The organism is Okeania sp. SIO1H4, from assembly GCF_010672695.1.
Classification (GTDB): domain Bacteria; phylum Cyanobacteriota; class Cyanobacteriia; order Cyanobacteriales; family Microcoleaceae; genus Okeania; species Okeania hirsuta.
Window position 1 is genome coordinate 1 of sequence record NZ_JAAHGB010000008.1, and the last position, 13,981, is coordinate 13,981.

A 13,981-nucleotide genomic window follows, 5' to 3' on the forward strand; every position below is an offset into this window, starting at 1 on the left:
AGAAAAGTATCTGGAAAGCTTGGTCTTGACTTGAGCCAACTAAGTAGAGGCGCTTTGACAACGCCTTTAAGAGTTCATTTCTGGACGAATTAAGAATCTGCGCGTCTTTAGACCGCAGAGTGTCAAAATTATTGTCCTGCCTATTTACATACTTCCGATGTTGCGCTTACACGACTACACGGGACTCCTTAACCTGGGAAATCCCGACTGCTGGTTTGAGGTGAGGTGAGGTGGTATTCTCCCCCTGTATTTTTTTATGATCATAAAAAAATACCTCCTGCTTGTCAAGGGAAGCAGAACATTTTATTTTAGGAGGTGAAAAGTCCTCTTGATTCTTAGAATTTCAGTCTTATGGTTAAATCAAATACTAATGCTAAAGACTAGAACTACCATCAATCGAACGCAAAGCAAAATATAATAATGACATTGCTGATAATCACGGTATTCCTCTAAATAATTTCAATAAACAATAATAACCATAATAACTATGGCACAAACATTCAATCCGGCACAGGTCATTGCCGTTCAAGAAGACCTTGTTACCATTAAAAGGACATCCACTCATGCAAGACCTCTGATCAAAAATGAAGTGGTTTATATCTGTCCGCAACGACAAACGGAAGGTCGTGCCGAATCCAGGGGCAGCAACGACTGTAACCGCAGCATCAGCCTCCGCTACAGCTACACCAGCGCAGGCTGTACCATGATTACTATTTATTTCATACATACTATTTCGATGAGCACCATAACCTTGATCTGTATATAGTCTTCTTCCCCTAAAGTAGCCCCATCCGGCAAACTTACCTGGTGAATTGAAATCAGGATGATCCATGACTATTGACTCTTCCCTCCTGACTCATGACTCATAACCTCTGTAAATAACCACAATATCCTAAAATCAATAAAGTTTATTCTAAATTAGGGACATACCAGTGGCCAAATCAACAGAATCTAATACACAACCTCTCTCCCGCACCCCTTTATATGACCTATGCAGCGAACTCAAGGCCAGAATGGTAGAATTTTCTGGGTGGGAAATGCCAGTACAATACACTAGCATCAGCACTGAACATGAGGCAGTACGCACAAAAGCAGGAATGTTCGATATTTCCCACATGGGCAAGTTTATCGCTCAAGGTCACGATCTAATTAAGAAAATCCAATATTTAGTACCTTCCGACTTAAGCAGTTTAGAACCTGGTAGAGCGCAATATACTGTCTTATTAAACTCTGAGGGAGGCATTATTGATGACTTTATTTTCTATCGTCAAAGTGATGACCCCCTTACCAACGAAGCACGGGGTTTTATGATTGTGAATGCTGCCACTAAAGCTAATGATAAAGCATGGATATTAAGTCATTTAGAAGCTAGTGGTGTTAAATTTCAAGATGTCTCTGAGGAAAAAGTGTTATTAGCTGTACAAGGTCCGGAAGCAGAATCTTATGTGCAACAATTTGTCAAGGAAAATTTGGCAGCAATTGGATTTTTCGGACATTCAGATATTACTGTATTGGAGCAACCTGGTTTTATTGCTAGAACAGGTTACACTGGGGAAGATGGGTTTGAAATTATGGTAGATTCCTCCGTGGGTGTGGAGTTATGGCGCAGTTTGTTGAGTGCTGGCGTTACTCCCTGCGGTTTGGGAGCAAGAGATACTCTACGTTTAGAAGCAGCAATGGCACTTTACGGTCAAGATATTGATACTGAGACTACTCCTCTGGAAGCGGGTTTAAGTTGGTTAGTTCATCTGGATAAAAAGGGTGAATTTATTGGTCGTCAAGTATTGGAAACACAAAAAGCAGAAGGAGTCTCAAAACGTTTGGTGGGTTTGGAAATGCTCGATCGCTCTATTGCTCGTCATGGTTATCCTGTTTTGAGTGATGGCAAAGTGGTAGGGGAAGTTACCAGCGGTACTAAGTCTCCAAGTTTAGGAAAGGCGATCGCTCTAGCTTATTTACCTAAAAAATTAGCTAAGGTAGGTCAAAAATTGGAGGTAGAAGTTAGGGGTAAAAATTATGCAGCTATTGTTGTTAAGCGACCCTTTTATAGAAAGAATAGGGAACAGGGAATAGGGAACAGGGAATAGGGAAAAATTACAACTATATTTGGTAGTCCTGCATGGGTTTTGGTGAAGATATATATTTTTTAATTTCTCCCATACTCCCCTCCACGGTCGGGGTTAGGGGTGGGTCCCCTACTTCCCTACTCCCCTACCCCCTAATGCACAGTTTTAGCTGTATCAGTCCAGTAGGGTGCGTGAGGCGCAACCATGTAAATGTGGTTGTACTTCAAAACGTAAAATTGCGCCGTAACGCACCATCTTATGATATGAGTTAAAACTTAAAAGTCAAAAGTAATAGTATGTAGTAGAGTGACACAACTCAAATGGTGCGTTACGACGGATTGTTAAATGTTTTCGCAGTCTAAATTTTAACCGTCTAACGCACCCTACAACTCCTAATCCCTACTCCCTACTCCCTATTCCCTAAAACTCAAAATGAAACATCAAGAATTACCAATTATTGGCTGGCGCGAATGGATAAAATTACCGGAAATTGGCATTACTAAAATCAAGGCAAAAATCGATACTGGCGCTCGTACTTCTAGTTTACACGCTTTTGATATTGAGACCTTTGAAATTGATCATAAACCAAGAGTAAGATTTAAAATTCATCCTAAACAACGAGATACGAATCAAACGGTAATTGCTGAAGCACAATTAATAGATGAACGTCATGTTCGTAGTTCTAGTGGGCAAGCAGAATTACGGCCTGTTATTCTCACAGAAGTACATTTAATGCAAAAAAAATGGCAAGTTGAGTTAACATTAACTAATCGGGAATTAATGGGATTTAGAATGTTATTAGGGCGACAAGCAGTGCGAGAATTTTTCTTGATTGACCCAGGCAAATCCTATTTAGATAAAAACCCAAGAAATAGTCAAAAATAAGAGGAAAAAATTGTAGAAAAGAACAAAATGAAAATCGCTATTTTATCCACTGACCCAACTCTTTATTCAACTAAAAAATTGCTAGAGGCAGGGAAAAAACAAGGTCACAAAGTGCAAGTTATTGATTACTTGCGGTGTTATATGAATATTACTTCAATGAAGCCTCAAGTGATTTATATGGGTGAACCTTTGGAAGGATTTGATGCTATTATTCCTCGCATTGGTGCTTCTAAAACATTTTATGGAACGGCTGTAGTTAGACAGTTTGAAATGATGGGAGTGTTTACCCCAAATCCTTCTCAAGGCATTTCTCGGTCTCGTGATAAATTACATTGTTTGCAATTATTAGCTAGAGAAGGAATTGGATTACCTGTAACTGGGTTTGCTCATTCCACTAAAGATATTGATGGTTTAATTAATACCGTGGGAGGTGCTCCTTTGGTCATTAAACTATTAGAAGGAACTCAAGGAATAGGAGTAGTTTTAACAGAAACTTATCAAGCTGCTAAGTCAGTTATTGAAGCTTTTCGTGGCTTGGATGCTAATATTTTAGTGCAAGAATTTATTGAAGAAGCAGGTGGTGCAGACCTGCGATGTTTTGTAGTAGGAGATAAAGTAATAGCATCTATGAAAAGACAAGGAGCTGAGGGTGAGTTTCGCTCCAACTTGCATCGAGGTGGTAAAGCAGAAAAGATTAAATTAACTCCTGAAGAATGTTCAACTGCTGTGCGTTCAGCTAAAGCAATGGGGTTGAGAGTTGCTGGAGTAGATTTGTTACGCTCTAATCATGGCCCAGTGGTAATGGAAGTGAATTCTTCTCCCGGTTTAGAAGGAATAGAAGCAGCTACAGGAGTAGATGTTTCTGGCAAGATAATTGAGTTTTTAGAGAAGAATGCAGAAAAAGGTCAAGTGCGCGATCGCATTGAAGATTGACAAGTTGTAGTTATATTATGTCCGGATAATTAGCGACCGTAAAGTTATTAGGTGGTAGGTTTCAACAATTAATAATTAATAATTAATAATTAATAATTAGGGTTTGCTGAAAAAGTCTTTTGGCAGGGGTAGGAGTCAGAGTAGATATTCACCCTTAGGTTTACACAAACGATACCAACGGACTCGATCTCCCCATCTCCCCATCTCCTCACACTCCCCATCTCTCCATCTCCCCACCCACTACCCGCTTTTAAAATTAGATAACCAACTTTTAACTACTCTAGAAAATACTTTAGCTAGTCCAGAGCAGATCGCAAGTCGGTTAACTAATATCAGTGATTCTTCTCTCATCTAATTGCTAGATCAAGTGGTTTTCTAGGAGACATAATCTATAAAAATAGGGCACATAAATATTATTGTGCCCCAGCATTTCCTAAAATAATTGTAGGGACGCTCCTTGGAATGTCCTTACATTCTTTTTCACAGATATCTAATTTCAAAACTTGAAACTTTTCTCTACCTAAAACTTAATCAAAATTCGACCGCTTCTTATAGTTACCGGATACTGTTGCAAGGTCATTTCTGGAGCAGTCAAACATTGTCCGGTTGCTAAGTTATATTTAAAGTTATGAAATGGGCAAGTGAGAATACCTTCTATTACTTCTCCTTCATCTAAAGGTTTGGCTAAATGACTACAACTATTACGATAGGCAATAACATCATTACCCACACGAGTCAAAATTAATTTCAACCCATCCATATCAACAGCTAAAATACCACCTTTCGGTATCTGGTCAATATTTGCTAAAGCAACCCAACCTGTTTCCTCTTGTGCAGCAAAGGGACTGGCAATAGTATTGCTTGTTTTTCCACTAACTGGAGTATTGACCGAAACCACATTTTTGATTTCCGGACAGTGGGTTTTAATTGCCTGCTCGACTCCATCTTTCATGGTTAAGGTTGAAGCAGGACAATTACTACAGTTTCCCACTAATTTTACTTCCACGGTATCCGGTAGTTTTATGGCAAGTAATTCCACATTGCCATTATGACTTTGCAAACCTGGACGCACTCTATCTAATGCCTGTTGAACCCTGATTTCTAGAGAAGGCGTAGGTGGTTTAATCAATTCGTGGTAGCGCAGTAGACTATAAACTACTTCATCTTGCACTGCCTGACGCAATGCTGGCATAGATTCCTGTTTAACACTACGAATTAATCGGGTTAAAGCTTCTTTGTGTAATGCTTCTATGGCATTTTTCAACCCTTCAACCACTACTTTTTGATTTTCATCCCAATGAGCGATCACCTGCTCAAAATGATTAATATCAGATACTAGAGATTCTAGACTCACAGACTCTTGCAAGGGAAGTTTGGCTTGAGTCATTTTTATTATTTTCTTCCTATTGCAACTTCAAATCTTTCAGCAAAAATGGCATAGAGATTCCAGTTGCCAAACTAGAAATAATAATTGGAAACAATAGTGTTGTTCCCATTTGTGCCATTACTATTAGTAATAGAGCACCAAAAGAAGTACCTATGGCTACTTGTTTGAAAAAATAAAATGGATTTCGTAGTAGTTTTCCTTTGAATAATAATTTGGTACTAAACCAACCGACTTCTAGCATAATTGTTTATCCTTTTTTCAACTGTTAGTTATTGTAGGGTTGCACGAATATATTCATTTATGTTCATTGCATGGTTTGAAGTTTGTAACAAATACTCAAACATTTAGGTAGTGATGCATTGTAATGGTGGTCTATTTTAATTATTTTGGTCAAGGACAAAAGCAGTGGAAGCATCTTGCTTCCTTGCTCGTATCTTGCTCCCATGAAGCACCATTGTTCATCCCCATCTACCATTACACAAGTAGGACTACCTGATTGTCAAACCTGTCGTTGCCAACCACTAAAATCTTTTCAAAGATTTACAAATATGATGCAGCAGATTTGATATACGAATCCATCAGCGAGGGAGACGCTCAACATCTGTGCATCTTACCTAAATCAATGTCTTGCTGCTTCATAAAACCGATATAAAACGTCTCTCTTGGTGCGCGTTCCCTCTCTTGGTCAGCATTCCCTCTCTTGGTCGGCATTCCCTTGCGTCTGATGCCGACGCGGGTTCCGACCGCAAGCGAGCTGGCATCGTCGCGGGGTCTGACCACTTGCGTCTTGCGCCGACGCGGGGTCGCACCGCATAATTAGTGACATTTTAATGTTTACTTCCTGCTTTCCTACGGAATGCTATGCAAACAACTGAGACCGTTGGCGGTTACTCATACACAGGCATTGACGGTCAAGCGGACCGCATTTTTTAAATTAATACTCGCATTCAGATCGCGGTCTATAGATATCCCACACTCAGGGCAGTCAAAGCTCCTAAACAAATTTTAAAATTGCCAAGCCAACAATAACTGCCGGAATCACACCAGCAGGGCCAAACAATCCACCAATCATGGCAGCTAGACTATAACCTAAATCTTTTCCTGCCAACCATATTCCACCAATAGCACCAGCAATAATCGAAATTCCGCTAGCAACTCCTAGCCAGAATATGGCTGTTAGTATTGTAATCTCTCCAGTAACTAAGTTACTGATAAAAATTTGAAAGCTGGGTATAGCTTCCAAGTTTGTAATCAGAGTATTGACAACGGTAATTAGACCGCTCATTTTGTTTATTCTCCTATCTAGTAGTAACTGCTGAGTCAAAATCAAAAAGTGATAGTTCGCTTTCTACTGCTGCTAATGCTTCGGAAACTATTGTTGCTCTTTCTACTTGGCTATACTGACAAAAAATTGCTTGAGCTTCTTCATAGAGCATTTTTGCCTGGAGTAGATTTTGCTGATTTCCTGTTTCTGGATGTTTTGGATTATCTGGTAAGTTGTATAGCAGGTTGGCTTTATTAGAGATAGTGGCTGCATACTCTAATGGTGTATCTTTTGCTGTACGGACTTTCAAGGCTTCATTGTATGCAGTCAATGCCCGCAAATTATTGTCTATCGGATGCAGACTGGGGAGGTATTGTAAGGCATTGGCCAGATTGTTCTGCAACATCGCGTATTCGTTGGGATGTTCGATGAGGTTAACTACCTTTAATGCTTCCTCAAATGATTGTACTGCCATTGCTTGTCGCATACCCTCTCTTTCTGGAGATAGGGTCATCGAGAGATAAGCGATCGCGATGTTATTCTGCAATATGGCATATTCTTGTGGGTGTTTATCTGCGGTAAATATTAGTAACCCCCGCTGATATGCTTCTATTACCTGTTTCATTGTTGCCAAGTTAAAACTAACTAATGCTTGTAATACCAAGCCTAAATTCATTTCTGCTTCTGCAACTTCTTCAGGTATTCCTTCTTCCCTTAATATTTCTAGGGCAGTTTCATAAGCTTCTCTTGCCTCTAGCAATAGATCGGGTCCTTCTCCTGGCATAGCTCTTAAGGCTGTTGCCATTCCTACCAATGCTCTTGCTTGCAGCAGAGGATAATCGTTGCTGGATAATTCTATCGCTTGTTGATATAGGCCAATAGCATTATCCAGTTGTTTAGGGTCTTTTGGTTTTTGTTGCAACCCATTTGCCATTTCTATCAGCATCTGAATTTTTTCTGAAACATTTGCTGATTCAGATTCAATGGCATTCAGTGCTGCTCTAACGGAGGTATCACTAATAGTTTGAAGCACAATTTTTAATAAATTAGTATTTTTAACAAAAATATGTTGTTTTTTTTATGATTATCCAAGTTTAACTTTCAAGTTATTTTTATTTTATCAATATTCTTAATTCCCCTCTTATTGTTTATACTCTTTTTATATTTTTGCCGAATTTGAGTAATATTATCGATCGCATACTACGCTAAATCCGGCGTTCGACATAACCAATATTGATGAAGGTAAAGAAGAAGGCAGAGGGATTAGAGAGGAAGCAGAGCAGACTAATTTTTTGATGAAAACGATACTTTAAATACCATTTACTACTAAAAAAAACTGTTATCTTGGTTACTTATAGCAATGTGCGCTGGCATATTTACAAATGACAAGAGGTGTCCAATAGCTAAAAGCCTTATATTATCAGTTTTTTATTCCCCCTTCCGGAGCTGTTGCCTTCCGGAGCTGTTGCCTGCGCACAGCGCTATATTTAGATGAAAATAAAATTGGTATTAATAACCGTAGGTTGGGTAGAACGAAGTGTTAGCGGAGCTTATCCGTTAGGATAAACCCAACCTACATTTTTAGGTGTCTCGGTCCACTACCAATAGCTAACTCCTGACTCCTGATCTCTGACTCCTGATCTTAATACAGATATTCTATTAGACATCTCCAGAAAAGAGGCAACAGGCAACAGCCCCGGAAAGCAACAGGGAACCCACCCCGATCCCCTCCTGGGAGGGGAATAATTGATAATTTATGGATAAGAATTGATTTTATTTCTGATTTTTACCAGATGTCTATTTGAATACAAATTTAAAAATTCATGCTATTCAAATCCTTTCTTTACTTCTAACTACTAAATCCTGAATTCTGACTCCTGAGTTCTGACTCCTGACTCCTTAGCTATACGATAAACATCCCAGTCAACCTAAACAAGCAGCTAAATCTTCATCCGGAGTAGCGATCGCCTGTAAATTATACTTTTGGCTTAACAACTGGAACACATTGGGCGAAATAAACGCTGGTAAAGTTGGCCCCAACCGAATATCCTGAATTCCCAAATATAACAAAGTCAACAATACAGCTACCGCCTTCTGCTCATACCAAGACAAAATCATCGACAACGGCAACTCGTTCACACCCATATTAAACGCTTTTGCCAAACCTACAGCAATTTGAATAGCTGAATAAGCATCATTACATTGACCAACATCCATCAACCGAGGAATTTCCCCAATCATACCCATTTCTCGATCGAAAAAGCGGAACTTACCACAAGCAAGGGTCAAAACCACACAATCTTCTGGAACCTTTTCCACAAACTCCGTATAATAATTGCGGTCAGGTTTTGCTCCATCGCAACCACCTACTAAAAAGAAATGACGAATTTTTCCTTGCTTGACCGCCTCTACTACAGTATCAGCAACATTCAACACTGTATTCCGAGCAAAACCAACCATTACCTGTTTTGGTTCTCCATCTTCAGTAAACCCAGGCATCGACAACGCCTTTTGAATTACAGAAGTAAAATCAGGCATACCATCTGTTGTCGCATCTAAATGAGTCATTCCGGGATATCCCACCGGACCAATACTAAACAACTTATCCTCATAATTTTCATGGGGAGGCATCAAACAATTAGTTGTCACAATAACTGGGCCAGGGAATTTAGCAAAATCCTTAGTTTGATTCTGCCAAGCGGTGCCATAATGACCGTAGAAGTGAGAATATTGTTGCTTCAAAAGCGGATAACCGTGGGCAGGTAAAAGTTCTCCATGAGTGTAGACGGTAATGCCAGTATTCGCAGTTTGTTTTAAGATTTCTGCGAGTTGTCTAATATCATGACCGGAAACTAAAATTGCTTTTCCTGTCCGGGGGTTCAACGGTACGGTAGTGGGAACAGGATGACCATAGGTTTTGGTATGACCTGCATCTAAAAGTTCCATTGTTTTGAGATTAATTTCTCCCACTTTCAATGCTAGGTTTACCCAGTCATTAAGGGTAAGGTCTTGGTTATCCAAGGCAACTAATGCTTCGGCGATGAAGTCATAATTTTTTTCATCTTCTTCTCCCAACTCCTGAGCGTGGAAATTGTAAGAGGCAACTCCTTTGATGCCATAAATAACGGTGAGTTTGAGAGAGAAGATATCAACATTACTGCCAGACTGAGTAATAAATTTCAGGGAAGCATTTTCGCCTTGGAGAGATAAGCTTTCTGTATAGTCTGGTTGGTAGTTAGCTAAAGCAGACCATTGAATAGATGTATTAGTTTCTTGAATTTTGGTTTTCAGGTTTTCCCGGTGAGCGATCACCTGCTTGATATATTCAGCAAAACTTTTTTTGTTAAAGTTAACATTTGTCATTGTGGCAAATATTGACTCACAGATGAAAACGTCTATTTCTCTAGTGGGAATATTTAATTCTTTTGCTCGGAGTCTGACTTCTGCCAACCCACGCAAGCAGTAAACCAATAAATCTTGTATGGCGTTGATTTCTGGACTTTTGCCACAAGCTCCCCATTGATGACATCCTTGGCCACTGGCAGTTTGTTCGCATTGTTCGCAAAACATAGACATAATTTTTTTCTCCTATTTGGTGTTCTTTACTGTAGTTTCGTTTCGGTGCGTTACGCTACCGCTAACACACCCTACTGGACTACTGGACTGACACACTTTAAATGTTGCATTAGATGGGAGATGGGGGGATGGGGGATGAGGGGATCAAGACACCTAGAAACAAAAATCTATTGCACAGTTTTAGCTGTGTCAGTCTACTACTGACTAGCTGTATTGACTAGCTATAAACTATTATATTTCTTCAAAGGACTTAATTTCATTAAAACTTAATATTTCTATATACAACAAAATCAAGTTCGATGGATGTATTTTAATAGTAAAAAAATCAGAATAAATAACCGATTTCAACTATTAATATTCCCCAAGATATCGAACTTGATTTAGTATTTTACAGCAGTTTCCGAAGCTATGATGTACAGTTTTTTTATTCTTTTCTGTTCCCTGTTCCCTGTTCCCTGTTCCCTTAAACCTAAAATTTTGTACCTCATAACAACGGGAAACGCTGTATATTCAAACTTTTGCTGTTGCAGACATTTGTGAATTACGCTCAAAGCTAATCATATTAGCAATAGATTCTGGTAATTCCTGCAAATCATCTGTATCTTGAGAACCACTTAAAGGAGAGACAAAAGTATAACAAGGGTCACATTCACCCGTATCATAAACCTGAAGAATCCAATAATCAGGATATCCTTCTATTGCTACTTCCACAATATACCAATTAGGCTCTTGTTTCGTATTTCTAATAGTAAACCATTCTTGTTCTGTCTGGGGAATTTCCCAATCATTCCCCAAAAAATCAATGGCTAATTTTTCTGCTTCTGTCTGAGAAAACATAACATTAACTATCTACATGATCTTTATCAAAATAATATGGGTCGCGCAACCCCGCTTTTTAAGGCGAAATATTTTTGGAGCGAAGCTCAAATTCCCTACTTCCCCTCCTGGATCCCCTCCTGGGAGGGGCGGGGGTGGGTTGGGTTAGGGGGTGGGTTAACTTTTGACTTCATTAACCCTTATGGGTTTAATACCCCACCGTCACCAGGGGTGCAAATGCGGTTGGTGGGGTGAGAATACCCATCAACTCCATTCTCCTGACTCTTGACTCCTGAGGACTGACTCCTTCTTCAATGGGCAGGTGTTGTAGCAGCTTCAGGGTCAGGATATAATCCTAATTGTTTAGCTAATTCACGAGCAAGATGGAATAAAAATTTAGCACCATCTTGATTACCATGATGAATTTGTGCTTGACCAACTTGCATTAAAACTGACACAAAACCAGCATCAACTAATTCAATATTTTCATCTAAAACATCAGGTTCTTTTCCATTAGGACATTTCACTAATTTATCAATTAATTCATAATATTGTTCTGTTCTTTGTTCGTTCATGATAATTTCCTTGTGTTAAAGTAGTGGTCAGCAATTAGCCATCAGCTATCAGCTTTTTCTTTGGCTTTACTTGACTTTCAGAAAAACTGATAGATGGCTAAATTTAAGGAAGAAGAAATAAGCTAAAAAGACAAATTTTCCACTCCTAATTCTCAATTTCCAGTAATTGATAACTAAGTAAATAAGAACAATATTTGTATATTTACTACTCAGTTATATTTCCTGTTCTCTGTTCCCTCATGCCAAAATTTTAAATTAATTTTGCACGGGTACTTAATCAATTAAAGTTGATATAAGTTCTTGAAAAACCTTCTCAGCAGAATGCTGAACTACAGAAGAAAGTTCTAGACCAAAATCCAAATTTTCAGCTTCTATTAAATAGACAATTACATCTTGAGGAAAATCCTCTCGAAATATTTTTCGACCCACCGCCAAAGCATTATCCCAACGAAAATCATGCAAACTATAACTAGGTTCTGGCAGTGCTTCCAACTCCGAACTAGGAACTTTAAATATTGCACCTGGTTCAGAACCTGTAGCACTAGCATCCAGAATAATTAATTGCTGAGTTCCCCGTGCCTGAAACATCACTTCCATTCCCGCAGTACCGCAGTCATAAACCCGGACATTCGGATGAGGATGTTCAGTCAAATATTGCTGCAAGCGTTGAGCAATAATTACTCCTACCCCATCATCACTACGGTTAAGATTACCGCAACCAATAATTGTCAACATTATTTATTTGTTAGTAAGCATTTCCTCCGGAATGCTGCGCAAACAGCCGTCAGCACTTCCCTACGGGATGCTACGCAAACAGCCATCAGCTATTGCTTTGAGTTTGAGATCAAAGCTTGACTAATTGTCAGAATTTATACTTACTATAAAAACTGGCTGAAACAGTCTATATTCATTAAAGCCTCCTCATGAGAGCTGATAGCTGACCGCTGAGCGCTGACTGCTATTTCAAGTGGGGTATTAGATGTGCTGAAAAGTAGATTTTATCTAGATTTATTAACTTTACGTCCTCAACACTAACCCATTTTTTAAACTGTTTTTGTAATCTGGTAACATATATTTGAAGTCAGAATTGGTAGGGGCGTTAGCGGCAGCTCTGCGTCAGTAAATGGCCATTCGCCCGTACAGAAGTCAGAAGTTAATTTATTGCTGTGACTGAAGCAGGAAAATTTGAGAATATTCACGATCGCTCTGTCTACTGAATATATTGGGAAGCAAGCTATAGCATTAAATTGTTAAAAATATAATAATTATAAGAAAAACTTTAGATTTCGAATATATTTATCGCTCAATACTCAAGCTAACTTTTGCAGTGTTTTGCTAAAGTCTCTGAAGGCAACTCCCCAAACATGGCTTTGTAATCTCTAGTAAAATGACTCGGACAGTAGAACCCAAATTCATTAGCAAGGAAGACGATGGAACAATTTTCTGGTTCGCTTGCTTTCAGGCGTTGTCGCACTGCATTAAGTCGTCGTATCTTGAGATAGCGCATCGGACTCACGCCAAATAAGTCTTTAAAACCAAAAGATAACGCACAACTGCTAGAGCCTAAATTTTCAGCTAGTTGTTTTAAAGTCAGAGGTTTTTTCAAGTTTGCTAACATTTTTTGCTCTGCTTGGGCAATCAACTTTGCTCTTCGGGAAGGTTTGAGGAAAGACTTAGAATTTAACTTGATAGGAATCTGACTAATTAACAAAGGAACGAAATCATCAGTAATGAGTTTTTCAATATGAGGGTTTTGAAACCAAGTCGGTTGGTGTACTGCTAACCAAATCAGTGGTTTCAGATAATCTTTAATTTCTTTCATCCCAGTTAGAGGCAAATTCACATGATTTTTATTCCGGAAATTATCGTCTAGATCGTGGCGTTGTAGTTGGTCTGCATAAGTATCAAAAGTTTTAACAGGGATAATAATGTGTGTCAATGCTCCACCTTGAGGAAATATGTCGTGTGCTTCAGTGTTATTGAAACCAAAAACAGTCCTTTGAGGTGCGACAGGGTGACGGAAGGAGTAATATTCCTTTTCATTCTCAGACCAAAGTATCGCAAAAGATATGTATTCCTTTCTACCCTCACCTGAAAATTGAAATCCCTGGTTCACCTGATTACATACGAAAAATAAGTCACCAACCTGAATCGACAAAAACTCAGCTTTAACAGAACCAGGGGTGAGTTGTATTATTTCCTTATTTTTATACTCAAAAAACTCTTTGAAATTCTCCACATCTCTAAAGGATTTGGAGATAATCTTCGGATTGCTCATCCCAGGAGCATCTTCAGCTTGGACAATTCTACTATTGTTTGTATCTCTCAACACACTCATTTTTGGACTACCTTTTCAAAAAAATAATCAAACAACCTATAAGCAAAGCTAATTTTTTGAAAAAATTAGTTATTTAATTTATATAACTGAGAAAGTTATAATTTTCGCTCATTCACAGAGATAGCTTACTACTAAAGTAAC

General features: G+C 38.8%; 15 protein-coding genes. 4 read left to right on the forward strand and 11 right to left on the reverse strand.

Annotation, left to right across the window (positions count from 1 at the left end):
• Nucleotides 1-436: 436 nt before the first annotated feature.
• Nucleotides 437-832: a hypothetical protein gene (locus F6K06_RS09200; protein ID WP_161564387.1), complete on the reverse strand. Its 396-nt coding sequence runs from the start codon at nt 830-832 to the stop codon at nt 437-439.
• 100 nt (nt 833-932) lie between these two features.
• On the opposite strand from F6K06_RS09200, the gene gcvT reads away from it, so the two are divergent.
• From gcvT to F6K06_RS09220, 4 genes are all read left to right on the forward strand, one after another.
• Nucleotides 933-2,087, forward strand: coding sequence for a glycine cleavage system aminomethyltransferase GcvT (gene gcvT / locus F6K06_RS09205; protein ID WP_287245258.1), 1,155 nt, complete (start codon nt 933-935; stop codon nt 2,085-2,087).
• 411 nt (nt 2,088-2,498) lie between these two features.
• Complete coding sequence (locus tag F6K06_RS09210) at nt 2,499-2,951, forward strand: ATP-dependent zinc protease (protein WP_287245261.1); 453 nt, start codon at nt 2,499-2,501, stop codon at nt 2,949-2,951.
• A gap of 27 nt (nt 2,952-2,978) precedes the next feature.
• Nucleotides 2,979-3,884, forward strand: coding sequence for a 30S ribosomal protein S6--L-glutamate ligase (gene rimK, locus F6K06_RS09215; protein ID WP_287245263.1), 906 nt, complete (start codon nt 2,979-2,981; stop codon nt 3,882-3,884).
• Nucleotides 3,885-3,987: 103 nt separating this feature from the next.
• The gene (locus F6K06_RS09220) at nt 3,988-4,239 is read left to right on the forward strand and encodes a hypothetical protein (protein ID WP_287286734.1); all 252 of its coding nucleotides are present in this window, start codon (nt 3,988-3,990) and stop codon (nt 4,237-4,239) included.
• Nucleotides 4,240-4,404: 165 nt separating this feature from the next.
• On the opposite strand, the gene F6K06_RS09225 is transcribed toward F6K06_RS09220, so the two are convergent.
• The 10 genes from F6K06_RS09225 to F6K06_RS09265 all read right to left on the reverse strand — a co-directional run bounded on the left by F6K06_RS09225 (nt 4,405) and on the right by F6K06_RS09265 (nt 13,840).
• The gene (locus F6K06_RS09225; RefSeq protein WP_124143867.1) at nt 4,405-5,271 is read right to left on the reverse strand and encodes a NifU family protein; all 867 of its coding nucleotides are present in this window, start codon (nt 5,269-5,271) and stop codon (nt 4,405-4,407) included.
• Nucleotides 5,272-5,287: 16 nt separating this feature from the next.
• Nucleotides 5,288-5,512, reverse strand: a complete 225-nt coding sequence (locus F6K06_RS09230; RefSeq protein ID WP_124143866.1) for a hypothetical protein — start codon at nt 5,510-5,512, stop codon at nt 5,288-5,290.
• Nucleotides 5,513-6,162: 650 nt separating this feature from the next.
• The gene (locus tag F6K06_RS33855; protein ID WP_124143865.1) at nt 6,163-6,273 is read right to left on the reverse strand and encodes a zinc ribbon domain-containing protein; all 111 of its coding nucleotides are present in this window, start codon (nt 6,271-6,273) and stop codon (nt 6,163-6,165) included.
• Nucleotides 6,266-6,556: a hypothetical protein gene (locus F6K06_RS09235; RefSeq protein ID WP_124143864.1), complete on the reverse strand. Its 291-nt coding sequence runs from the start codon at nt 6,554-6,556 to the stop codon at nt 6,266-6,268. Before F6K06_RS09235 ends, F6K06_RS33855 begins: the two co-directional genes overlap by 8 nt.
• A gap of 13 nt (nt 6,557-6,569) precedes the next feature.
• Nucleotides 6,570-7,568: a hypothetical protein gene (locus F6K06_RS09240; RefSeq protein ID WP_124143863.1), complete on the reverse strand. Its 999-nt coding sequence runs from the start codon at nt 7,566-7,568 to the stop codon at nt 6,570-6,572.
• Nucleotides 7,569-8,458: 890 nt separating this feature from the next.
• Nucleotides 8,459-10,105 (reverse strand): hydroxylamine reductase, encoded by a 1,647-nt coding sequence (hcp, locus tag F6K06_RS09245; RefSeq protein WP_287243521.1) that lies wholly within the window; start codon nt 10,103-10,105, stop codon nt 8,459-8,461.
• 516 nt (nt 10,106-10,621) lie between these two features.
• A complete protein-coding gene (locus F6K06_RS09250) occupies nt 10,622-10,948 on the reverse strand; it encodes a hypothetical protein (RefSeq protein ID WP_124143862.1) in 327 nt (108 codons plus the stop codon).
• A gap of 290 nt (nt 10,949-11,238) precedes the next feature.
• A complete protein-coding gene (locus F6K06_RS09255; protein ID WP_124143861.1) occupies nt 11,239-11,502 on the reverse strand; it encodes a hypothetical protein in 264 nt (87 codons plus the stop codon).
• Between the two features lie 273 nt (nt 11,503-11,775).
• Nucleotides 11,776-12,237: a hydrogenase maturation protease gene (locus tag F6K06_RS09260; protein ID WP_124143860.1), complete on the reverse strand. Its 462-nt coding sequence runs from the start codon at nt 12,235-12,237 to the stop codon at nt 11,776-11,778.
• A 580-nt stretch (nt 12,238-12,817) separates the two neighbouring features.
• Nucleotides 12,818-13,840 (reverse strand): AraC family transcriptional regulator, encoded by a 1,023-nt coding sequence (locus tag F6K06_RS09265; protein ID WP_287243507.1) that lies wholly within the window; start codon nt 13,838-13,840, stop codon nt 12,818-12,820.
• Between the last annotated feature and the right edge of the window lie 141 nt (nt 13,841-13,981).